This is a genomic window from Streptomyces sp. NPDC088254 (genome assembly GCF_044740925.1).
Taxonomy (GTDB): Bacteria; Actinomycetota; Actinomycetes; order Streptomycetales; family Streptomycetaceae; genus Streptomyces.
On sequence record NZ_JBIURQ010000006.1, the window covers coordinates 60,778 to 82,170 of the forward strand.

Consider the following 21,393-nt stretch of genomic DNA (forward strand, 5'->3'; position numbering starts at 1 on the left):
CTTCGTCCCCCGCCAGGACGCCCCGCGCCCGGGGCCGGGGCCGCGATGTACCGGAGGCCGCGGCCCGGTGGCCGGTCAGCCCGCGGGGAAGAGGTCCCGGTAGAGCGAGTGGGACCTGAAGGCGCCGCCGTGATGCGGGGAGATCAGAGATCCGCGGCGCTGTTGCCCGTCGGCGGTGCGCAGGACAGCCTGGAGCTGATAGTCCGGGTGAACACGGTCGTCGCTGAGGGCGGCCGCGAAGGTGAGCTCCAGGACATCTCCGGGCTCGACCGGCACGGGACTGTCGAAGAGCGGCAAGTAGATGGTGGCCCAGTTCGTCTTCATGCTCAGTGCGTCGAGAGGCTCTTCGTCCGGCAGGCACCAGAGGTTGAGCCAGGTGAGCACGCCATCCACGAGGCCAGACCGCGTGATGGCCAAGTGCGTGGTCGTACGCTGCTGCGTCTGCAGGTCACCGTTGAAGTCGAGCACCTCGATGGGAGCTCCCTCGGAGAGCAGCGCGTCGGCGGGCGGGTTCTCGACCCTGAGTCGTACGTCGAAGGGGCTGCCGTGCCAGCCGAAGATGCTTCGTAGGTACGGGAGTGCGGCCTCGGCGAACGCCACGGGCTGTTCGGGGAGCAGGTCGGACAGGCGGACCGCTGCGGCCAAGGTGACCGCGCGGTGGGGGATGACCAGCCCGCCGGGTTCCAGGAGGCGGGTGCGGGCGTCTGCCAGGACGGCTGCCGCGCCTTCGGCGCCGGCGAGCGAGCCGATGATCTCGGCGACGCAGACATCGGCGCGGGGGGCGAAGCGGAGTCTGGTCGACTCGCCGAGCAGGAGCGTGATCCGGTCCGGGGACTCGAGGGCCGGCAGGTTGGCGGCCGCCTTGTGGAACGCGTCCTCGATGACCTCAATGGCCACTGCGTGCCGGGCTCCGGCCTGCACGCCTTCGCGTGCCCAGAGCAGGTCCTGGCCCGTTCCGATGTCCAGGATCCGCCGGTCCGGTGCCAGGTGCGCCAGTGCCGCGCGGAACCGGTGGTTGCGCTCGTCGTCGGTGGTCATGGTCGTGTAGAGGAACGGGTCGTAGATCGGGTACTCCCCCACGCTCGGCCACAGGGCGGGGCGGCCCTCTCGTTCGGGGCCGGGGTCGACGCGCACGCTCAGGGTGTGCCCGGGGATCTCGATGTGCTGGATGTCGCGCACGGTCTGCCTTTCGCGGAGGTTCGGCGTCCGCCCAGCTCCGCTGCCGCGACTGCCGGCGTGTCGTGTGCTGGGTGACGGGCTCAGATGCCGGTGGTGTGCCAGGTGATCCTGGCGGGGGTGTCGAGCGGACGCCGGTCGGCGGCGTTGGAGGCGCACCGGGTCCCGACGTAGAGCCAGCCCAGGAGCTGTTCGTCGTCGTCGACGCCGAGGTACTTGTGGACCTGGGGTGCCCGGACAGCGGCGCCGGTGCGCCAGATCGAAGCGAAGCCTTGGCTGTGCAGGAGCAGCGAGAGGGTGGTGACCATGCCGGTGGTGGCGGCCAGTTGCTCCCACTCGGGGACCTTCGGGTGGTTGGGCACGGGCCGGTGCACGATCGTCAGGAGCAGGGGCGCGCGCAGGGGCTTCGCGGCGGCGCGGCGGGCCTGTTCCGGTGTGTCGGCGGCTTCGCCGAGCGCGTCGCCGAGTCGGGCCCGCTCGTCGCCGCTCACCGCGACCAGTCGCCAGGGGCGAAGCCGCCCGTGATCGGGTGCGGTCGCCGCGGCCTGGACGAGGCGCTCCAGTTCGGCGGGGCCGGGGGCGGGCTCGGTCAGGCGGGGTGCGCTGCGCCGGGTGAGGACCGCGTCCAGGACCGGGTTCGGGGAGCGGGTCATCGGGTCGCCTCCCCGGCCGGGGCGCGCTCGGGATCGTCGTGGGGTGCCGGCGGGGTCATTCGCGGGTCGTCGCCGGCCACGCGCCGGAGGATCGGGGCGGTGGCCGCGGTGGTGATGACGGTCATGATCACTAGGAGGGTGAACAAGGTATCGGTGATGACGCCGGTCTGCAGGCCGATGCCCAGGACGACGAGTTCGGTCAGGCCGCGGCAGTTCATGAGCGTGCCGACGGCGGCCGCCCAGCGCCAGTCGGAGCCGGTGAGCCGGGCGGCACCGGCCGCGCCGCCCCACTTGCCGACGACGGCGACGGCGAGGATGGCCGCGCCCCAGCCCCACTGTCCGGCGGGCAGGGTGGAGAAGTCGGTGTGCAGGCCGGCGTCGACGAAGAACAGCGGCAGCAGGAGCGGCAGGACGACGGTGCGGATGCGTGCGGCGCTGCGTTCGACGGCCGACAGTCCGCGGGGGGCGGCGGCGCCGAGCAGGAACGCGCCGAAGGCGGGGTGCACGCCGATCTGGTCGGTGGTGTAGGCGCTGAGGCACAGCCCGGTGAAGAGGAGGGCCAGGACGAGTTCGTCGCCGGTGCGGCCGGCGCGCTCGAGCAGGGTGCGCAGCAGCGGGCGTATGAGGGTGAGGCCGGCGGCGAAGGCGGCGGTGAGACCAAGGGTGGTCAGGGCCGACAGGGCGGTGCCGGTGGTGGCCAGGGTGACGGCGGCGGTGAGCAGGCACCAGGCGAGGGCGTCGTCGGTGGCGGCGCAGGCCAGGGCGAAGGTTCCCAGAGGCGTGGTCTCCAGGCCGCGGTCGGCGAGGATCCGGGCGAGGACCGGGAAGGCGGTGATGCTCAGGGCGACGGCGACGAACAGGGTGAACGGCAGCCGCTCGACGCCGTCGGGGGCGAAGTGCGGGTAGAGGGCGGCGGCCAGGGCGGCGCCGAGGGCCATGGGGAGCAGGAGTCCGGTGAGGCTGACCGCGGCGACGGCGCCGCGGGTGGTGCGCAGGCTGCGCAGGTCGAGTTCTAGTCCGGTCAGGAACAGGAAGGCCAGGAGGCCGAGGGTGCCCAGGGCGGAGGTGACGGGCAGGACCGAGGGCGGCAGGAGGTGCTGCTGGACGGTGGGGGCGAGCCAGCCGAGCAGCGAGGGACCGAGCAGGGTTCCGGCAAGGATCTCGCCGATGACCGGAGGCTGGCCGAGCAGCATGACGGCCCGCCCGCCGGCCTGGCAGGCGAGGACCACGACCGGGACGGCGAGGAGCACGGGCAGCAGCGGGTCGGACACGACAGCTCCAGGAGTCGGGCGAAGAACCGCACGGCGGTGCGGCGGCCGGGCGGGAACCGGGAGTGGATCAGGCGCGGGTCAGCGGCAGGGTGGTGCAGCGCAGCGAGCCGGGGATCCGGGTGACCTCGGAGTAGTCGACGGTGAGGATTTCGAGTCCGCGTGCGGCGAGCTGCCCTGCGATGCGGTCGCTGCCGACGGTGACGATCACGGTGTCTGGAGCGATCGCCAGGACGTTGGCCTGGACGGCGCGCGCCTCCGTCTCGGTGACGTCGACGAGGTCGAAGTGCTGCTCGAAGAAGTGCAGTTCGGCGGGCGGGAAGACGTCGCGGTGGATGAGGGCGGTGTCGGGCGCGACGATGGTGAAGTGGTCGTCCAGGTGGACGATGCCGTCGACGGCGAAGCGGACCGGGCGGACCTCACGGTCGACGCCGTGGTGGGCCAGTGCCCGTTGCAGCGCCCCCAAGCCCGCGGGGGACGTCTCCTCCCCGAGGCCGACCAGGACGGTGCCGGTGTGCAGGGCGACGTCACCGCCCTCGATGGTGCCCTCGTCCAGGTGGGCGACGTGCGGGGCGCCGGTCAGCAGCGGGGCGAGCGCTTCGGCCTCGGGGAGGCGGTGCGTGGAGTTCAGGCGCGCCATGACCAGGACGTGGTCGATGACGAAGGCGATGTCGCGGGGGTAGTGCTGGGCCGGGCAGCCCGGCACGGCGTCGAGGAGGGTCACCTCGGTGCCGCGGCCGCGGAGGAGGTCAATCAGGGTGTCCTGCTGGGTGCGGACGGTGGCCGGGTCGTACGGCTGCCAGGAGCTGGTGGTCTTCTGGCGGGTCAGGACGGGGTGGACGTCGGGGCCGTCGAGGTCGGGGGTGACGTCGCTGGCGTAGCGCATGGCGACGTGGCGCAGGGCGCCGTACTCGCTGGTGGCGTGCGGCGTGAGCACGATGGTGTCTCCTGGGCGGGGTGCGGGACGGTCGGACGGTGAGCCGGACGCGGCGCAGACGGTCCCAGGAGGGTGCGGGTCCGGGGGCCGGCAGGGTCAGGGCTGCCGGCCCCCGGAGGTCTCGCGGGTGTCAGGCGACGGGGCTCTTCTGGGTGTCGGGGACCTGGGGCAGCCAGTGCACGGCGTCGTCGCGGAAGGACTGGTTGACGGGGACGAGATCGGCTCCGCTGGTGTCGTCCAGGGCGGTGACGACGATGCCGAGCTCGGGGACGTCGCTGTCGATCGCCGCGAGGCGGCTGCCGCAGTTCGGGCAGAAGCCGCGCTGGGCCTCGCCCTCGAACGTGGTGTACCAGGTCGGCTCGACGCCGCCTGTCCAGGTGACGTTTTCGGGGGCGAAGCCAGCCCACCACATCATCGGTCCGCCGCCGAGCTTCTTGCAGTGCGGGCAGCTGCAGGTGTGCGGGTAGACGGCCTTGCCCTTGACGGTGAAGCGGACCCGTCCGCACAGGCATCCGCCGGTTCGCTCCTGGGCTGCGGCGACGATGTCGGGGGTGGCGTTCATTAGTTCATCTCCGAGGCGCGGTGGGCGAGTTGAGCCCACCAGTGTGTCATCCCTTCGGTGATCGTCAGCCAGCCGTCGAGGGTCTGGGGCAGGTCGATGTGGAAGAGTTCACTCTCCTTGATGAACCTGGCCAGGCCCTCGATGTGGGCGGCCTCGACGCTCATGCCGCTGACCTGGGCGGCCTCATGCTCGTCGTCGAGGTGGAGTTCGTAGTAGTAGTGCAGGGCCTTGAGCTCGCTGCCGCTGCGGCCGGTGGTCAGCTCGCCGTAGCGGTTGGTGATGTCGCGCAGGATTTCGGTCTCGGCGATCGCCACGGCCTCGGTGGCGTAGTAGGCGCCGGCGATGTGGCTGGGCATGTGCGAGCCGACCATCCACTGGTGGAGGTTGACCAGCGTCTCGGTTTCGGGGGCGGGCACGTGGCCGTTGACGAGCAGGCCGAGGTCCGACAGGAGCGCGTTGGTGTAGAGGACGTAGTGCGCTGGCACCTTGCCGCGCTCGCCGCCCTCCTCCAGGTGGTTGCGGCGCAGCTCGTGGGCGAGCTCGGGGCAGTAGCCCTCAACGGCGGTGGCGGCCGCCTTGAGGTACTGGGCGTTGTAGCGGGCGAACACCGAGAGCTCCTCGATGTACATCCGGGCCTGGCGCTCGTTGAGGTCGGCGGCGCCGACCTTCTCGGCGATCCGCTCGTACGCCCAGTCGACCAGCGGCGCCAGGTGAGCGGTGACCAGGGCGGTGCCGGAGGTGAACTTGCCCAGCAGGGTGCCATTGACGGCGCTCTGCGTCTCGGGGTGGGCCTTCAGATAGGCCTGGACGAGGCTGTTGTCGGGGGTCACGCGTCGGCGTCCTTGGTGTCGGAGGGGCGGGGGGTCAGGTGCAGGCCGCCGGTGGCTCCCAGGGCGCGGACGGCGGTCAGGAGCTCGGTGTTGTCGGGCAGGACGAGGGTTTCGCCGCGGTTGAGGGCGGTGACGGTGTCCCGGTCCAGGCCCGCGCCGTCGAGGGCGATCCCCGGCTGGTGGCCGCGCAGCAGGACCTGGTGAGAGTCGCTGTCGTCGTCGAGCAGGGTGGTCACCTGGTAGGGGGCAATCACGCGGATGCTGACGCCCGGCGTGACTCGCTCGGGGTCGAAGGCGTCCGCGGCTTCCTGGCGGGACAGGTCGCCCTCGACGAGCTCCCAGCCGCCGTTGCTCAGCAGGGTGGCCCACCGCTGCTCGGCGTGCTGGCGGGCGGCGCCGCGGACGCGGTCGGCGGCGACGGTCAGGAGTTCCCGGCCGACGCCGGCCAGCCGGTCGGCGACGGCGCCGGGCCCGGCGGCCGTGTCCGCCATCGCGGAGGGCTCGTTGAGCGGGTCGTCGGGCCCCTCCCCGGCCAGGTCGGCGAGGACGTCCGGGATGATGCGGCTCTGCAGGATCTGCGCGTACGGGTAGGTGTACAGCGGCATGGCCACCGAGACGGAGAATGTGTCCTGGGTGCCGACGTGGAAGACCCGGCGGGGCAGGAAGAGAGCGTCGCCCGGCTCCAGCAGGAAGTGCTCAGCCTCCTTCAGCAGTGCGCGGTAGTCGCCGTAGGTGGGTTCCTTGCCGCCGGTCAGCTTCTCGTACTGCTCGGCGGGCCAGCAGTAGAAGTTCTTGGCGTTGGGGCCGAGGTGGACGAGGAAGGCGTCCTCGTAGCCCTCGTGGATCCCGAAGGCGGTGCCCGCGTAGTTCCCGGCAAAGGCGACCTGTTCGGCGCCGCCCAGCGGCAGGCCCCACCCGTCGATGACGGTCTTGAGGAAGGTGCCGAGGCCTGCGGCGAGGGCGGGGCTGACGGTCTCCAGGTTGTTGATGACCAGGGAGAACCGCTCGGCGCCGGCGAGGTCCTGCATCCACGGCACGAAGGCGTCGACGCCCCCGTCCCAGCCCGGGGCGGTCAGGGCCTGGGGCAGGAGGTCGTCGCGGCGGTCCTCGCCGACGTAGACGCGGGCGTGCGCCTTGATGTCGGTGCCGGCGGTGTGGGCTCGGCGGATGGCCTCGAATCCGGCCAGGACGTCGTCCGGTCCGGCCGCGGTGGCGGGGATGATGCCCGTGAAGAGGAAGGGCGTGGTCCGCCCGGCGGTGTGGTCGGGGAAGGTGCCGGTCCAGAAGGCCTGGTCGGGCGGCCAGGGGTAGGCGGTGTCCATCAAGGATCTCCTGACGTCGGGGCGGACTGTCGTGTTCGAGGGAGCCGTGGCGAGGGGGCGCCGGGGTTAGCTGAGGTAGTCCTCGGGGCCGCCGCGGCGGACGGTGTCGAGGGTGAAGCAGTGGAAGCCGCCGCCGAACAGCCGCCGGTGGCGGTGGCGGACGGGGACGACGGTGAACCCGTGGCCCTCCAGGACCTCGATCAGTTCCGGGTAGAGCGAGTTGACGACGACGGTGTTCTCGTCGATGGACAGCAGGTTGATGTCCATGTACCGGCTGCCGATGGGGATGACGAAGCCGAGGTCGCTGTAGTCCGGGAAGTTGCTGTCGTCGGTCTCGGGGGCGTAGATCACGTCCCAGGACTGCATGGCCGCGGGCAGGTACTTCAGGTAGGCCGGGGAGCGCAGCAGCATCAGGCCGGGGCGCAGCGGGACCAGGACGCTGTCGATGTGGTTGTCGGCCATGGCGTCCATGCGGTGAAATTGCAGGTCGCGGATGTTGTCCCTCAGCCAGCGCAGGGCGAGTTCGTGGTTGTGGTTGGCGACGTTGACCAGGACGTCGCGGCCCAGGCGCATGCACTGCGCGCCGTCGAAGACCATCTCCAGACCCAGGCCCTCGATCGCGCCGGCGCTCTCGCCGTCGGTGGCGCGGCTGACGTCCAGGTTCTGGCGAGTGAAGTAGGCGGTGTCCAGGGAGTCGCGGGCCAGGGCCGGGCGCGGCATGCTCAGCCAGTTCGCCCCCTCCTGGTAGTAGCGGTAGAAGGCGGGCTTGAGCAGGTCGTTCTCGAAGATGCGGGCGCGGACGTGGGGCGCGGTCTCCACGATGGTGTTGCCGAGGACGATGGTCTGGTCGCGGACGTTGAGCGGCGGGGTGGCCCTGGCGTCCCAGTGCGGGGAGCGGATGTCGATGTCCTTGCCGGGCGCCGCCGGCCGCAGGACCTTCACCCCGCATCCGGTCAGGGCGTCGGCCAGGCCGGCGATGTCCTCGTTGAGCTCGTCGACCAACTGCCCGGGGATTGGCAGCAGTTCCTCCCCTGACGGGCTGGCATGCCGGCCGAGGACCGGGGCGACGTTGTCGTAGAAGAACAGCCGCCACGAGGTGTCGGTGTGGTGGGCGTCGTAGTGCTCGGCGCGGCCGAGGACGACTTCGTCGAGCCGGGTGAACTCGTCGAAGCTGTTCAGGGCCGTCGGCGAGGCAGGTGCGGGCTGGGGCATGGTGGGCCGCCTCCTCGGCGGCGGGTGACGGCGCCCCCTCGCCTGCGGCGCGCGGGTGCGCGGCCGGGGGGGCGGTGCCGTACAGGGTTCGGAGGTCGGGCGAGGACGAGGTCAGGCGGCCGAGGCGTGCTGGGACGGGGTGCAGGCGGCGCCGGGAGCAGCGGCGAGCCGGGTGATGATGTCCTCGATCACGCACGGTTGGTCGGGGGTGGAGCGCCGCCGGAAGAAGTAGCCGGAGCACCACGGCACTTCGCCGAAGCGCGGCAGGTGCTGCGCGGCAAGGGCGCGGGCCTCAGGCAGGCGCCGCCAAGGGATCTGAGGGCACCAGTGGTGGATGGGGTGGAACATGTCGTCCAGGTGGCCGCCGAGCAGGTGCCGGGTGAGCCAGTGGGAGGTCCAGCCGCGGGTCTGAAGGAGGACATCGCCGTTCTCGATCAGCCCGGCGTGGTTGCCGAGATCGGTGATCCAGGTGACGACCGGCCGCACCAGGACAAGGGGGAGCAGCCAGTAGAGAAGGAGGTACGGCACGCCGCCCACGGGCCACAGCGTGGCGACGACGCCGGTCCACAGCACGGCTCGGGTGGCCAGGGCCCGCCAGGTCTCTCCCGGCGCGCGGGTGACCAGGGCCAGCACCGCGGTCTTCGGCAGCCGCCACAGGGCGTTGCGCACGATGACCCGCAGAACGAAGGCGCGGCGGCTGGGCGCCCGGCCCGCGGCGCGGATGTTGCCGGCGCGGTAGGACTGGAACATCGGGTCGTCGTCCGAGCCGAGCTTGGCGTGGTGGACGTAGTGGCTGCTGCGGTAGGGCTCGAAGCCTTCGCCAAGCAGGCCAGTCAGGAGGTAGCCGACGATCCGGTTGGCGCGGCGGGTGGCCATGAGCTTGGAGTGCACGCACTCGTGGCCGAGATTGGACAGGTGGCGCTGGCGCACCCCGATGTAGCACACGGCGAGCAGGGGGCCGGCGACGTGACCGATGAGGTGACCGGCGATCGCTGCGGCGGTGATCGCCATGAGGTCCCAGGTGACGTCCCACAGGCCGATGGTCGGGCGCCCGCAGAGCTTCTCCAGGTCGGCGATGAGCTGCTGCCCGAGGGCCTTGCGCACAGGGCCGGAAGCTCCGGTGCCGCTGCGGGTCCTGCCGGCGGCGGGGCTGCCCATCAGGTTCTCCAGTCGACGCGGTGCGGATGAAAGGGGGGCCGGGCTCCGGCGCGCCCCCCGGGGGGGGCGCGCCGCACGGGTGACCTGCCGTTGGGCGGGCGCGCCGGAGCACGACGAAGGGGTGGATCAGCCGCGTGTCAGGCGGCGACGGGGGCGCTGTCCGGGCGCATGCCAGCCTTCAGCACGGCGGCGTCCGGCCGCATGCCAGCCTTCAGCACGGGGGCGTCGGGGCGCATCCCGAGCTTCAGCACGGCGGCGTCCGGCCGCATGCCAGCCTTCAGCACGGGGGCGTCGGGGCGCATCCCGAGCTTCAGCACGGCGGCGTCCGGCCGCATGCCAGCCTTCAGGCCGGTGTCCGGGGTCATTCCAGCGGTAGCGGTCATCGAGTTCTCCCTGCTCGGTCGCGGATGATCCGCGAGTCCGGGTGATCGGGCTGTGGAACTGCCGGGCCGCGGGTCCGGTGAGGTGCTGAACCGTCGGCTCGGCACGCCGTGGTGTGGGCGCACGCCGGTGGAGAGGTCGCGCCGGAGCACGTCTCCTCCACCTGTGGAGGAGCGTTGCGTGGTGGTCACGCCAGGCGCTTGGCCAGTCACGCTAGGACTCGGCCGAGGAGGGCCGCAATGGCTCTGGCCGTTGCGCCGGTTGCACGAGACCGTTGCGTCACCGTTGCGCACAGACTCTGGTTGACCTGCGAAAACGCCGAACTCTGTTCCTGAACGGGCCTCGTTGCGGGCCCGTTGGACGTGGCAGGACCGGTGGGAGGGCTTCTACTGCTCGTACAGGCGCGGCTACTTTGTGGCCCCGCCGAGGACCTGAACGACAGATCACCGTGGGGCCGGCTTCCCGCGAACTGCGCCCGGAAACAACGACCTTGAGGAGTACCCGTGCTCAACCCCGTCGTCATGAAGTCCGACCTGCTGTTCAGCCTGCGGGACACGCTCCGCGCCGAGGCCTTCGTCGAGGTGACCACCCCGACGATGCGCAGAGCCGATCTCGGCCCGGGGCGCCGTCTGCCGGTGGACCATGACGGCGGGCGGTTCCTGCGGGCGATGATCGGCCCGGCCCTGCGCGTGAACCTGGAGCACCACCGGCGCATCTTCGAGATCGGCGCGTGCTTCCGGCCCGAGAAGCTCGACGAGCTGCACGCGCCCGAGTTCCAGATGCTCGATCTCTACGCTGCCGGCGAGGACTTCGACTTCCTCCTGGCGCTCGCCGCGAGGCTGATCGGCCCGCACATCCCGTACGCCCCGCAGCGCGTCTCCGTCGCCGGCCACGTCCGCGACCAGTTCGGCATCGACCTGCACCGCGAGCCCCTCGGGGACCTTCCCGCCCAAATGGCCGCCCACCTGGGCATGAGCGCGGACGTGCCGTTCAAGACAGTGCTCGGGCAGTACGTGGAACGCGAGGTGGAGTCCCAGAGCGCCAGCGCCGCGCTGTTCCTGACCGAGTTCCCGGTCGGCGGGGACGAGCCGTGCGCCCGCCTGGCACCCGGCACGACGGCCGTCCTCAACCGCTTCGAGGTCCTGGTCGACGGCATCGAGGTCGTCCACGGCTACGAGGACGAGCCCGACGGGGCCGCGTTCGTCGAACGGGCCCGCGCGGTGGACCTGTACGACGACGAGCAGGCCCTGGCCAGGGAGGCGATCGACGCGGGACGTGTGCCGGCCGGCAGCGTCGGACTCGGCATCGGCATCGAGCGGCTGTGCATGGCCGCCTCGGGAGTCAAGGACATCAGCGTCTTCCAGCCCTCGCTCCAGTTCTGACCGCCCAGGTCACCGTCCGGAAGGAGTAGCGATGGACCTGTCGCTGCGCCCGCTCAACGAGAGCGGCTTCGGCGCCGTCGTCGATGCCAACCTCGCGATCCATGCCGAGAGCTTCGCGCCCCAGTTGGCGGCGGCCCTGCGTCAGCACCGGCTGCTGATCGTGCCCGGCCAGCACCTGAACCACGCCGACTTGCTGACCGTCGCCTCCTGTTTCGGGACGGTGGACACCGGCGTCGACCGCCGGTACGCCGTCGGGGGCTTCCCGGGCCTGACCGTCATCAGCAACATCGTCGAGGACGGCGAGCACATCGGTGTCTACGACGGGGACAACGAGGAGGAGTGGCACGCCGACAACAGCTTCAAGCCCCAGCTCACCTCGGCGACGATCCTCTACTCGGTCATCACCCCCGCACGCGGCGGCGAGACCCGCTTCGCCGATGCGACCCGCGCCTACGCCGACCTTCCGCCGGCGGTGCGACAGCGGATCGAGGCGATGCGCGCGGTGCACTCCATCGAGCAGCTCGGCGCGCTCCAGAGCCAGGCCAGCGGCGGTCAGTCGTCGATCGCGGCCGGGAGTCTGGCCGCGAGCCCGGAGGTCGTCCACCCGCTCGTCTTGACCCACCCCGCAACCGGCGCCCGATCCCTGCTGCTCGGCTCCATGGTGATCTGTGGCATTAGCACGCTCGCCGAGCAGGAGAGCCGTGCGCTGCTGGAGGAGCTGCTGGAGCACACGACCAGCGCGCCGTACGTCTACAGCCACCGCTGGGAGCAGGGCGACCTGGTCGTGTGGGACAACCTCGCAACCCTCCACACCGCCTCCCCCTGCGACAGCTCCCGCCACCGCCGGCTGCTGTACCGCGCCGCCGTCCGATAGCCGAAAGCCCCCGCGTTCACACCGCCGGATGGCCTGCGGCGAGAACACGAGGTTGCCCCCGTAGCCGGCCTAGGGTGTGCCCATGACCGCGAAGGTTCCCCTGAAAGAGACCGCTCTCAACGCTGAGCGCATCGCCCGCATCGGCCGCGAAGTCCACGCCGTATGCCCCGACTTCGACGCCGACGCGTTCGTGACGTCGGTGATGGCGGACCTTCCCCAGCTGGAGCTGGGTGCCCGGATCGCCCGGACCAGCGAGGGCCTGCACACCTACCTTCCGGTCACCGGCTCTCAGGCCCTCGACGTGCTGCTGCGCTCCCTGCCGCCGACCCCGGAAGCGGCTGGCGTGCCGAACGACTTCGGCCTGCACACCTACTCGCCCTACTCCCATTTCGTGGCGCGCTACCTTCGCACCGGCGAGTACCTGGACCAGGCCCTGGCCGCTCTTGCGCGCCTCACCCGGTACTTCTCGGCAGAGGTCGCCGTGCGGCATTTCCTCAACGACTTTCCCGAGGAGACGATGAAGGCGGTCTATGCCTGGGCCCGCGACGAGGACTACCGGACCCGCCGGCTCGCGAGCGAAGCCACCCGTCCGCTGCTGCCCTGCGCCCCACGCATCTCCCTGCCGGCTGATGCGGCACTGCCCGTACTCGAACAGCTCTACGGCGACTCCAGCACTTACGTCCGCGCGTCGGTCGCCAACCACCTCCACGACCTGTCCGATACGCAGCCGGACCTGGTACTTGCCACCCTTCAGCGATGGAAAGACGCCGGTCGAGCTGCCGACAAGCACTTCACTTTCATCGCCCGGCAGGCCCTGCGCAGCAGGTTGAAGAAGGGCTGGCCGGCTGCGTACGCCTTCCTCGGCTACGCCCACGACGCACCGATCGACCTGTCGCCCCTCACTCTGGAGCGCACCGAGCTCGCCGACGGCGACACGCTCAGCTTTTCCGCCACGCTAACCACCACGGCGGCCGTCCCAGTGCACGTGATGTTCGTGATCTCGTCGACGACACCGACTGGCAAGCCACGCGAGAAGGTGTACTTCCTTCTGCGTGGCACTGGCCAGCCACACAGCGAACTCCTGCTCACGAAGGACCACGTGCTGCGGTCGACGGCCACCGCGAAGCTGACACCCGGCGCCTACTCGATCGCCCTCCAGGTCAACGGGCGCCGATTCCCCGCGGCCGCCTTCACCGTCCTCACTCCCTGACCACCCCCCTCCTCGGCCCGACCCAGGTCCTCCCTGTTCAAGGCAGTGCCCTCCGCGCCGCTGCCGCCCTAGCCATGCGCGCACGACGACCGCACGACCGGCAAGGACGCGGATGGCGAAGAGAACTTGCTGGCCTAACTACCCAGCGCCCCCACGCCTGCGGGCGCCGGCCCTGGAAGCGTCTGCATGATCCAACTACGCGAAGTGAGATACCAGCCGTATGACTGACTCGCCACTCCTCTTACCGGCGGACCGCCAGTTGCGCGTGGGCAGCTACAACCTCCTCAACGGCGGCCAGGAGCGCTGGGAGGACCAGATCCGCCTGCTGGGCGGCCTGAACCTGGACGTGCTGAACCTCCAGGAGGCCAAGCACTGGGACCAGAAGGACTCCGAACGCGTGTACGCAACCGCGGAACGGCTGGAGATGCAGCCGCTGCTCGCACGGTCGCGTAGTCACGGATGCCACCTCGTCACGTACTACCGGTGGCCGCGGGTGCGGTGTCTGGGGTTCTCCCCCGACGGTGCATGCGGCAACTTCCACCACACCGTCCTGCGAGCCCGGATGCGCATCACCGGGGTCCGGGAGCCGGTCGTGCTCCTTCACACCCACCTCGACCCGTTCAGCCCGCAGGACCGGCTGGCAGAAGTCCAGTGGCTGACCGAGCACGCCGGCGCACGCACCCTGCTGGCCGGAGATCTCAACACCCCCGGCGCCGAAGACGAAGAACCGGAGGACTGGGATCTGATCCCGGCGCACCAGCACTCCGGGCACCGCCTCATGCTGCCCGACGGCTCATACGGCGGCACAGACCGCCGGGCGATCCGCGCGCTCATGCACGCCGGATTCGTCGACCCGCCCGTCCACCTCGATCAGCCCATCCCACGCACCGCGGGCCACCTGAGTCCGGAGCAGAAGTGGGACCACCGCGCCGACCATGTCCTGCTCTCCCCCACGCTCGCCCCGGCGCTGCACTCCTACGAGGTACTCGACGACACCGCCACCCAGCAGCTGAGCGATCACCTCCCGGTCATCGTCACCCTCGACATCGCCCGCATGTGACCCCGCCCGGCTGGCCGGCCGATCAACCGCTGTCCTGCCGGGCCTCTCGACATGCGGACCCCGACACGAGCCTCGGCGTTTCGGCCAACTGCACGAAGCATCTGCACCCGTAGACCCCAAGGGTCGGTGCATCCCGCACTCTCCGCCGCGCGCTCTATTTGGGGGTTCCCAGCTCGACTGAAACACAGGTGTTCGAAATCCATGTCGGGTCGTTGAGCTTCACGACCCAGCCGCAGCGACCGTCAGGGGGCCACGTTGACCTCGGCCAGCACACAGGACCAGCCGGATACCGGCACACCAGAGGCGGGTGCTCCGGACGAGACGAGCAGAGCCCAGGACGAGGAGTTCCTCTACCGGGACGAATCGAGGCATCAGGCTGGGGCGCAGCTGACCACCGGCACCATGGCGCGACGGCTGCCCGCACTGGTTCTGCGGTCACTGAAGATGGCCTGGCAGGTGGACCGAGGTGCGACGGCCGGACTGCTCGCGTGCCAGATCGGCACCGGCATGCTCGCCGCGCTGGGGCTGCTCGCCGTCACGGGGTCGATCACCGCGCTGATCTCGTCGGGCGACATCACCGAACGCCTGTGGGAGGCGGCGCCACAGCTGGCGGTCGTCGCCGCGGCCACCGGGCTGCGGGCGCTGCTGGGGATCACGGTGACGTGGCTGACCGGGCGGCTGCGGCCGGTGCTGGCCCGGGCGGCGGAGCTCACGATGATCGAGGCCGCGCTCGGCGCGGAGCTGGCGGCGAACAACAAGCCCGGCTACAACGACTTCTACGACATCGCCGACCGCGGCGCCCAGGTCACTCCGGACCTGGTGGACGAAGCACAGGACGTGTTGGCGGCCACGGCTACGCTCGCCGCCGGCGCGACCGTTCTCGCCGTGCTGCACCCCGTGCTCCTTCCTCTGCTCCTCCTGGCCTGCCTGCCACAGGCCGCCGCGTACGTACGGGCCGCCCGGGTGGTGTACCTGGCGGGCCTCGAGACCTCCGGACGCCGCCGCATGCTGCACAAGCTGCGCTGGCACATGGCGTACATGGAGTCCAGCGAGGAGATGCGAGCCTGCCTGGCCGGACCCTTCCTCACCGCCCGGTACCGGCGCCTCGCCGCCTCGGTCAACGCCGCGGAGCGCAAGGCCGCGAACACCGGCGCGTGGATGGGACTGGCCGGCGCGGTTGCCGGCGGAGTGGCGGCGGCCGCAGTGTGGGCCGCGCTGCTGTGGCTCCTGGCTTCCGGGCGCATGAGCCTCGCGTCAGGAGGCGGCGCGGTCTTCGCACTGCAGACGGCGACCGGTTCCGTGCGCGGCATCATCAACGGCGGGGCCCGACTGGTGCGCACCGGCTGGTACGTGCAGGACTGGCAGAACTTCCTCGACAACGCCCACGGGCAGGCCATGACCGCTTCCCGCGGTACCCAGATGCTTTCCGCTCCGCCGGAGCGGTTCGAGGTCCGCGACGTCACCTACCGGTACGACGGCGCCCCGAAGGACAGTCTCAGCGGCGTCTCCCTCCAGGTGCGGCGCGGGGAGATCATTGCGCTGGTCGGTGAGAACGGGTCGGGCAAGTCGACCCTGTCGCGGCTGATCTGCGGTCTGCTGCTGCCCACGGCAGGTGAGGTGGCCTGGGACCACGCGGCTACGGCCGAGATGGACCCGTGGAAGGCGTGGAAGCATGTCGCCCTGGTGCCGCAGAAGTACACCTACCTGCCCTTGAGCATGCGGGACAACATCACGTTCGGGCAGGGGGATACCGCAGACGCCGCGGTGCTCGCCGCGTGCGAGGCGTCCGGGGCAACGGACATGCTGCCCCACCTGCGGTCCGGTCTGGACACCCTGCTGACGTCCGAGTGGTTCGGCGGCCAGCAGCTGTCCGGGGGCCAGTGGCAGCGGGTGGTGCTCACCAGAAGCCGTGCGCAAACAACGCGTTGCTGTACGGACCCCGTGATCGTTGATCTTGCGTGGTCATATCCCAGTCGATGTCCCAACAACTTGCCTCGCGGTTGGGCGTGTTGCTCCCCCACCTCAACGAAAGGCAGCGGCGGTTGCTGCTGGCCGCAGAGGCCCGCGAGCTTGGGCATGGCGGAATACGTGCGGTGTCCCGCGCGACTGGCGTCAGTGAAACGACGGTGCGTAAAGGTATCGCCGAACTCGCAGATGAACCGTCGCCCTTTCCCGGTGGTCGCATCCGACGCCCTGGAGGCGGCCGCAAGAATTCCGCCGCGAAGGACCCCAGACTGCTGCCCGCCCTCTTGGCATTGGTCGAGCCGGATGAGCGAGGCGATCCCATGTCGCCGTTGAGGTGGACGACCAAGTCGCTGCGACATCTCGCCGATGAGCTGACCAAACAAGGGCATCCGGTCTCCGCGACCACAGTTGGGAAACTGCTGCGTGCGAACGGGTTCAGCCTGCAGGGCAACGCCAAGACTCTGGAGGGAAAGCAACACCCTGACCGAGATGCCCAGTTCCACTACATCAATAACCAGGTCAAAGAACACCAGGCTGACGGCGAGCCGGTCATCAGTGTGGATACGAAGAAAAAGGAGATGATCGGCCGGATCCACAACCCGGGCCGCGAGTGGCGCCCCAAGGGCGAGCCAATCGACGTCGAGGACCACTCACTGTTCTTCCGTGGAGAAATCCAGCAGGTCATCCCATACGGGATCTACGACATTGCGGCCAACACGGGCTGGGTCAATGTCGGTGTGGACCACGATACGTCGGCCTTCGCTGTCGCATCGATTCGCCGATGGTGGGACAACCGCGGCAAGCATGACTACCCGGGCGCCAAGCGCCTGCTGATCACGGCGGACTCCGGCGGCTCGAATTCTCCACGATACCGACTCTGGAAGTCCGAACTTGCAACTCTGGTCGAGGAAACCGGCCTCGCAATTACCGTCTGTCACTTTCCGCCCGGAACATCGAAGTGGAATAAGGTCGAACACCGCCTCTTCTCCCACATCACGATGAACTGGCGCGGACGCCCGCTGACCAGCCATGAAGTCGTCATCAAGACCATCGAATCCACCCGCACCCGCTCCGGACTGCGCGTCGAGGCCGAACTCGACACGCGCGCCTACCCGATCGGGGTCACCGTGAGCAAGGAGTACTTGGACTCCTTGCCGATCCGGCCACACGACACTCACGGCGCCTGGAACTACACCATCGAGCCACACGATCACTGCTCTGTGCCTGCGGCAAACAGAAACCCCAGGTTCATCCAGTCGGAGGTACTGGAGATGCTCTCCAACCCGGTGATGACCGGGATGACCCGAGATGAACTGGCCGAGCTTATCGCGCTTCTGGCGCCAGCCCAGGAGGCCAAGGCCGAACAACGAAACTACGACCGACGAGGCGGGAAACGACGACGTGTGAAAGGGGCAGGCGGGATGACGGTAATCACGCCAGCAGCCCGGATTATGGCCACGCTCGTTCATCTCCGTGGGATCTGTACGATGCCCGTTCTCCAGGACCTCCTCGGAGTAACCCGAAGCGGCCTCCAGAAACCCATGCGTGAGACCCGAGCCCTCCTGGCAGAACACAACCACACAGTGCGCGCCATCGACCTCAGGCTTACCACCACGCAAGCTGTTCGGGACTTTGTCACTTCTGCCGGCTCCCTCCAGGAAGTCGATCCTCAAGAGGCACTGCGGCATCCGGCCATCACGGGTATGAGCCATACCGAACTTGATGCCATCACCACGCGCTTGGCTACTCGGTACCAAGCCCGGCTCCAAGAGATGCGACATAACCGACGCGGCGCCGAGCTGAAGAAGGACCCTGGCGCAGTCATCTACCGGAAGATCACCGACGAGGGCCGCGTTCTTGCCGCAATTCTTGCCATGCGGCAGGTCGCCACCCGTCCGGTAATCGCTGACCTCTTCAAAGTGAGCCCTCGAACCATCGGCAACGCACTCGTGGAACTGCGCCCGCTCCTCAAAGAGGACGGATACAACCCCACCCCCGTTCACAGGGCGCAACGGTTTCACAGTGCTGAAGAAGTTCTCCGCTATGTCGAGGCCAGGAGGGAATCGAATGCTCATGCGAAACTGTAAGGTTGTTTGCGCACGGCTTCCCAGGGCGTTTCACCGGCAGGCGGCTCTGCTGGTGATGGACGAGCCCACCGCTGCTCTGGACGCGCGGGCCGAGCATCGCATCTTCACCGGGCTGCGGGACCTGGCCAAAGACCGGGCAATCCTGCTGATCACGCACCGGCTCGCCAACGTCGCCATCGCGGACAAGATCATCGTTCTCGACCAGGGACGCATCGTCCAGGAAGGCTCCTACGAGGAACTCACCCGCGAGCCGGGGCTGTTCCGCTCCCTGTGGGAACTGCAGCAGCGCACCACCGGCGAGGCAACATGATCCCCGACCACCCTCAGTCCCACTCCGCGCACTCACCAGCCACCAGCGCCTGGCCGGCGGACTTCACCGCGCACCGGATCGGCGCCGGCTGCCCGATGTGCCGAAACGACTTCGACGCCGACGACATCGGCTGGGGCCTGCTCGTACGGCGCGGTGAGGTCAGCAACGCCTACCTGTGGCGCAGCGGCCAGGTCCGCGGGTATGCCGTCGTGATCTACACCGGCCGCCATGTCGCCGAACCCACCGAGCTGGACGAGGGAGAGGCGGCCGCCTTCTGGCGCGACGTCCTGGCCCTGGGCCGCGCGGTGGAGGCGCTCTACGAGCCGCTGAAGATGAACTACCTGCTGCTGGGGAACCAGATCCCGCACGCCCACTGGCACTGCGTTCCGCGACGTGAAGCCGGAACGGACCCGGCGCCGGGCGGCCCGCTGCCCTTCGATGCGCTCGATCTCGGACGGCAGGACGAGGTGCAGCTGCAGGCGGATGCCCTAGCACTGCGCCGGCTGCTGCCTCCCTCCGGCCGGCCGGGGGTGCGGCGATGAACGGCGCAGAGTCGGACGGGATGGTCGTGGCGGGGATCCTGACGCTGTTCTACCGGATCGTCCCGACCGTGGTCGACGAAGGTCCTGCGGGGACCGCCACCCGCAACTACGTGGCCCGGGACAGCGACGGAGCCCGGTGGTTCGTGAAGGCCTACCCGGCGGGCACCGATCTGGACGCGGAGCGCCAGGCGCTCGAGCTCGGCGAGTTCGCGCGGCTCGGCCGGATCCCGGTGCCGGTAGTTCGCAAGACCCTGGAAGGTGACCTCATCGCGGCCGCCGGCGACATGGCGGTGTCGGTCGCGGCGTACGTCGAGGACACGGAGACGGCGGAGGGCGGCCTGTCCGGCGATCGGTGGGCCGCAGTGGGCGAGACCGTCGGGCACCTTCACCGGACTCTGGCCCGGCAACCGGCCGGACCTCCGCGCCGTGTACCCGCCCGGGAAGTCTGCGATGTGAAGCGGGCCCGGCAGCGCCTTGACAGGCTGCTCGTCCTCTTCGCCAAGAGGCCGCCCACCTCGGGGTTTCCCGCCTGGGCACGGGAGACCGCCGCCCGGCGGCTCGACGCGCTGCCTGCCGTGGCCGCCATGGTCAAAGAGCTGCCGACGACGCTGACGGTGCAGACCGTCCACGGAGACCTGGCCACGCCCAACCTGCTCCTTCGCGGACAGCAGGTGGCCGCATTGATCGACTTCCGGCCGCCCGGTCACCGCAGCCCCGCCTGGGAGCTCGGGCGGATCGTCCTGGACCCGCGCACTGTCCTGGCGCAGCCGCAGTGGCCTACCGGCCTCGCTGAAGCTGTCGCTGCCTACCGGGCAGCCAACCCGGCGCTGCCGGCCGAAGAACTCCTCGCCGTGCCCCGCCTTGCCGCCGGATACCTGGCCTGCTCGGTGTATCCCCTGTCCGAGGCCGTCGACGACCCGGCCGCCGTCACCCCCGAACTCGAGGCGTACGGGCGCAACCGGCAGGCGGCCATGGCCGAGCTGTGCGAGCGCCTGACGGAAGCCGAGGAGGTGCTCCATGACTTCCTCCACTGACCCCTCCTCCTCTCCCGGCACCCGGCCGTCGTTGTGGCGGCACCGCAACTTCCGCCGCTACCTGACCGGGCAGGCAGCCAGCGTGACCGGCAGCTCGATCAGCAGCATGGTGATCCCCGTGCTGGCGGTGCTCGAACTGGACGCGACCACCGCCGAGGTCGCCTGGCTGACGTTCCTGGGCCAACTGCCGCCCGCACTGCTGGCATTGCACGCCGGGGCCCTCGCCGACCGACACTCCAAGCGGAGGCAGATGATCACCGGCGACCTGGTCAGCGCCGCCGCGCTGGCCAGCGTGCCGGTGGGGGCCGCGCTCGACCGGCTGTCCCTGACCCAGCTGATGGTGGTCGCGGCCGTGCAAGGCGCGGCGGGGGTGCTGCACGATGCCGCCGCGATCAGTCTCCTGCCCAGCCTGGTCGACCGGTCCCTGCTCCAACGGAGCAACAGCCGCATCGGCGGGCTCTTCGCCGTCGCCGCCACCGCGGGCAGCAACCTCGGCGCCGCCCTGACCGCGCTCCTCGGCCCGGCCCGGGCGCTTCTCGGGGATGTCCTGTCCTACCTCGTCAGCGCCTGGTGCACCGCCCGCATCCAGGCCCCCGAAAGCTCCCGGCCGGCAGCGGAAGGCCGCCGGCTGCACACCGAGATCGGTGATGGCCTGCGCTACGTGAACGGCGACCACCGGCTGCGCACCCTGACCCTCGTCAACGCGACGACGTCGTTCGCCCTGGCGCTCCTCAATACCTTGTGGGCGCTGTACCTGCTCCGGTCCCTCGCCATGGGCGCGACCGCCTTCGGCGTGGTCCTGGGCATCGGAGCCCTAGGCGCGGCGACCGGCGCTCTGGCCGCCCCCTCACTCGCGGCGCGGTACGGGCCCGGGCCGATGATGCTCGCCGCCCTCGCGAGCACCCCGCTCACCCAGATCCCGCTGCTCCTCGCCTCCCCGGGCCTGGGCTGGCAGTTCGCCATAGGTGGTGCGCTGTTTCTTCAGCTGGCCTGTGCCGCGGCCGCGGGGACGACCCAGCGCACCATTCGCCAGGTCGTCACCGCCGACGGCATGCAGGCCCGGATGCAGGCCGTGAGTACCTGGCTCACCTCCGGTGCACGGCCCGTAGCCGCGCTCCTCGCTGGCGGGCTCGGCACCTGGATCGGCGTGCGCCCCACCCTGGTCGCCGGCGCCTGCCTCCTCCTCGTCCCCCTCGCGGTCCTCTACCGCTCCCCGCTGCGCAGTCTGCTGGACATGCCCAGCTCGCCCGCCGTGGCTTCCCCTTCAGCCGAGGCCGTCACACCTCCGACGCCGTCGGGGCCGGCCGTCCCCCATCCCGCAGTCGCCGTGGATGTGCGGCACGACCGCTCCTTGGAAGGTGGCCCGTGAGCATCCACCTGCACACGGCCCCCGGCCCGGAGCCGTCATCGGCGGACCCGCCGCCAGGCGC

18 protein-coding genes and 2 pseudogenes are annotated in these 21,393 nt (G+C 70.2%); 10 read left to right on the forward strand and 10 right to left on the reverse strand.

The window, feature by feature from the left end; translation table 11 throughout:
- Nucleotides 1–75: 75 nt before the first annotated feature.
- The 10 genes from ACIOC0_RS18505 to ACIOC0_RS18550 form a co-directional block, all read right to left on the reverse strand.
- Nucleotides 76–1,179, reverse strand: coding sequence for a class I SAM-dependent methyltransferase (locus ACIOC0_RS18505; RefSeq protein WP_205383865.1), 1,104 nt, complete (start codon nucleotides 1,177–1,179; stop codon nucleotides 76–78).
- Between the two features lie 80 nt (nucleotides 1,180–1,259).
- A complete protein-coding gene (locus tag ACIOC0_RS18510) occupies nucleotides 1,260–1,829 on the reverse strand; it encodes a nitroreductase (RefSeq protein ID WP_024126775.1) in 570 nt (189 codons plus the stop codon).
- The gene (locus ACIOC0_RS18515) at nucleotides 1,826–3,100 is read right to left on the reverse strand and encodes a cation:proton antiporter (protein ID WP_402156039.1); all 1,275 of its coding nucleotides are present in this window, start codon (nucleotides 3,098–3,100) and stop codon (nucleotides 1,826–1,828) included. Before ACIOC0_RS18515 ends, ACIOC0_RS18510 begins: the two co-directional genes overlap by 4 nt.
- 67 nt (nucleotides 3,101–3,167) lie before the next feature.
- Complete coding sequence (locus ACIOC0_RS18520) at nucleotides 3,168–4,034, reverse strand: dimethylarginine dimethylaminohydrolase family protein (RefSeq protein ID WP_402156041.1); 867 nt, start codon at nucleotides 4,032–4,034, stop codon at nucleotides 3,168–3,170.
- A gap of 130 nt (nucleotides 4,035–4,164) precedes the next feature.
- On the reverse strand, nucleotides 4,165–4,596 hold the full coding sequence (locus ACIOC0_RS18525; protein WP_205383861.1) for a GFA family protein: 432 nt from the start codon (nucleotides 4,594–4,596) through the stop codon (nucleotides 4,165–4,167).
- Nucleotides 4,596–5,426 (reverse strand): DUF3865 domain-containing protein, encoded by an 831-nt coding sequence (locus ACIOC0_RS18530; RefSeq protein WP_402156043.1) that lies wholly within the window; start codon nucleotides 5,424–5,426, stop codon nucleotides 4,596–4,598. The genes ACIOC0_RS18525 and ACIOC0_RS18530 overlap by 1 nt, the downstream gene beginning before the upstream one ends.
- Nucleotides 5,423–6,748 (reverse strand): hypothetical protein, encoded by a 1,326-nt coding sequence (locus ACIOC0_RS18535; RefSeq protein ID WP_402156044.1) that lies wholly within the window; start codon nucleotides 6,746–6,748, stop codon nucleotides 5,423–5,425. The genes ACIOC0_RS18530 and ACIOC0_RS18535 overlap by 4 nt, the downstream gene beginning before the upstream one ends.
- Before the next feature lie 66 nt (nucleotides 6,749–6,814).
- Complete coding sequence (locus ACIOC0_RS18540) at nucleotides 6,815–7,960, reverse strand: inosamine-phosphate amidinotransferase 1 (protein ID WP_402156045.1); 1,146 nt, start codon at nucleotides 7,958–7,960, stop codon at nucleotides 6,815–6,817.
- A gap of 111 nt (nucleotides 7,961–8,071) precedes the next feature.
- Nucleotides 8,072–9,118 (reverse strand): fatty acid desaturase family protein, encoded by a 1,047-nt coding sequence (locus ACIOC0_RS18545; protein WP_388071564.1) that lies wholly within the window; start codon nucleotides 9,116–9,118, stop codon nucleotides 8,072–8,074.
- Nucleotides 9,119–9,255: 137 nt separating this feature from the next.
- Entirely contained in the window at nucleotides 9,256–9,501 is a 246-nt protein-coding gene (locus ACIOC0_RS18550; protein WP_402156047.1) for a hypothetical protein, read from the reverse strand.
- Between the two features lie 501 nt (nucleotides 9,502–10,002).
- Between ACIOC0_RS18550 and ACIOC0_RS18555 the strand changes: the two genes are divergently transcribed.
- The 10 genes and pseudogenes from ACIOC0_RS18555 to ACIOC0_RS18600 all read left to right on the forward strand — a co-directional run bounded on the left by ACIOC0_RS18555 (nucleotide 10,003) and on the right by ACIOC0_RS18600 (nucleotide 21,332).
- Nucleotides 10,003–10,881 carry an amino acid--tRNA ligase-related protein gene (locus tag ACIOC0_RS18555; protein WP_402156048.1) on the forward strand — a complete coding sequence of 293 codons (879 nt, stop codon included), beginning with the start codon at nucleotides 10,003–10,005 and terminating at the stop codon, nucleotides 10,879–10,881.
- 31 nt (nucleotides 10,882–10,912) lie between these two features.
- A complete protein-coding gene (locus ACIOC0_RS18560; RefSeq protein ID WP_402156050.1) occupies nucleotides 10,913–11,755 on the forward strand; it encodes a TauD/TfdA dioxygenase family protein in 843 nt (280 codons plus the stop codon).
- Between the two features lie 82 nt (nucleotides 11,756–11,837).
- A complete protein-coding gene (locus ACIOC0_RS18565) occupies nucleotides 11,838–12,965 on the forward strand; it encodes a DNA alkylation repair protein (protein WP_402156051.1) in 1,128 nt (375 codons plus the stop codon).
- A gap of 220 nt (nucleotides 12,966–13,185) precedes the next feature.
- A complete protein-coding gene (locus tag ACIOC0_RS18570; protein WP_402156052.1) occupies nucleotides 13,186–14,025 on the forward strand; it encodes an endonuclease/exonuclease/phosphatase family protein in 840 nt (279 codons plus the stop codon).
- A 255-nt stretch (nucleotides 14,026–14,280) separates the two neighbouring features.
- Nucleotides 14,281–15,933 (forward strand): annotated as a pseudogene (locus ACIOC0_RS18575) (ATP-binding cassette domain-containing protein); the annotation flags it as partial.
- 68 nt (nucleotides 15,934–16,001) lie between these two features.
- Nucleotides 16,002–18,077 (forward strand): ISAzo13 family transposase, encoded by a 2,076-nt coding sequence (locus ACIOC0_RS18580; RefSeq protein ID WP_402156053.1) that lies wholly within the window; start codon nucleotides 16,002–16,004, stop codon nucleotides 18,075–18,077.
- A gap of 16 nt (nucleotides 18,078–18,093) precedes the next feature.
- Nucleotides 18,094–18,387 (forward strand): annotated as a pseudogene (locus tag ACIOC0_RS18585) (ABC transporter); the annotation flags it as partial.
- A complete protein-coding gene (locus ACIOC0_RS18590; RefSeq protein WP_266552184.1) occupies nucleotides 18,384–18,929 on the forward strand; it encodes an HIT family protein in 546 nt (181 codons plus the stop codon). The pseudogene ACIOC0_RS18585 and the gene ACIOC0_RS18590, both read left to right, overlap by 4 nt.
- Nucleotides 18,926–19,963 (forward strand): phosphotransferase enzyme family protein, encoded by a 1,038-nt coding sequence (locus tag ACIOC0_RS18595; RefSeq protein WP_402156054.1) that lies wholly within the window; start codon nucleotides 18,926–18,928, stop codon nucleotides 19,961–19,963. Before ACIOC0_RS18590 ends, ACIOC0_RS18595 begins: the two co-directional genes overlap by 4 nt.
- Nucleotides 19,947–21,332, forward strand: coding sequence for an MFS transporter (locus ACIOC0_RS18600; RefSeq protein WP_402156055.1), 1,386 nt, complete (start codon nucleotides 19,947–19,949; stop codon nucleotides 21,330–21,332). The genes ACIOC0_RS18595 and ACIOC0_RS18600 overlap by 17 nt, the downstream gene beginning before the upstream one ends.
- The last annotated feature ends 61 nt before the right edge of the window (nucleotides 21,333–21,393 follow it).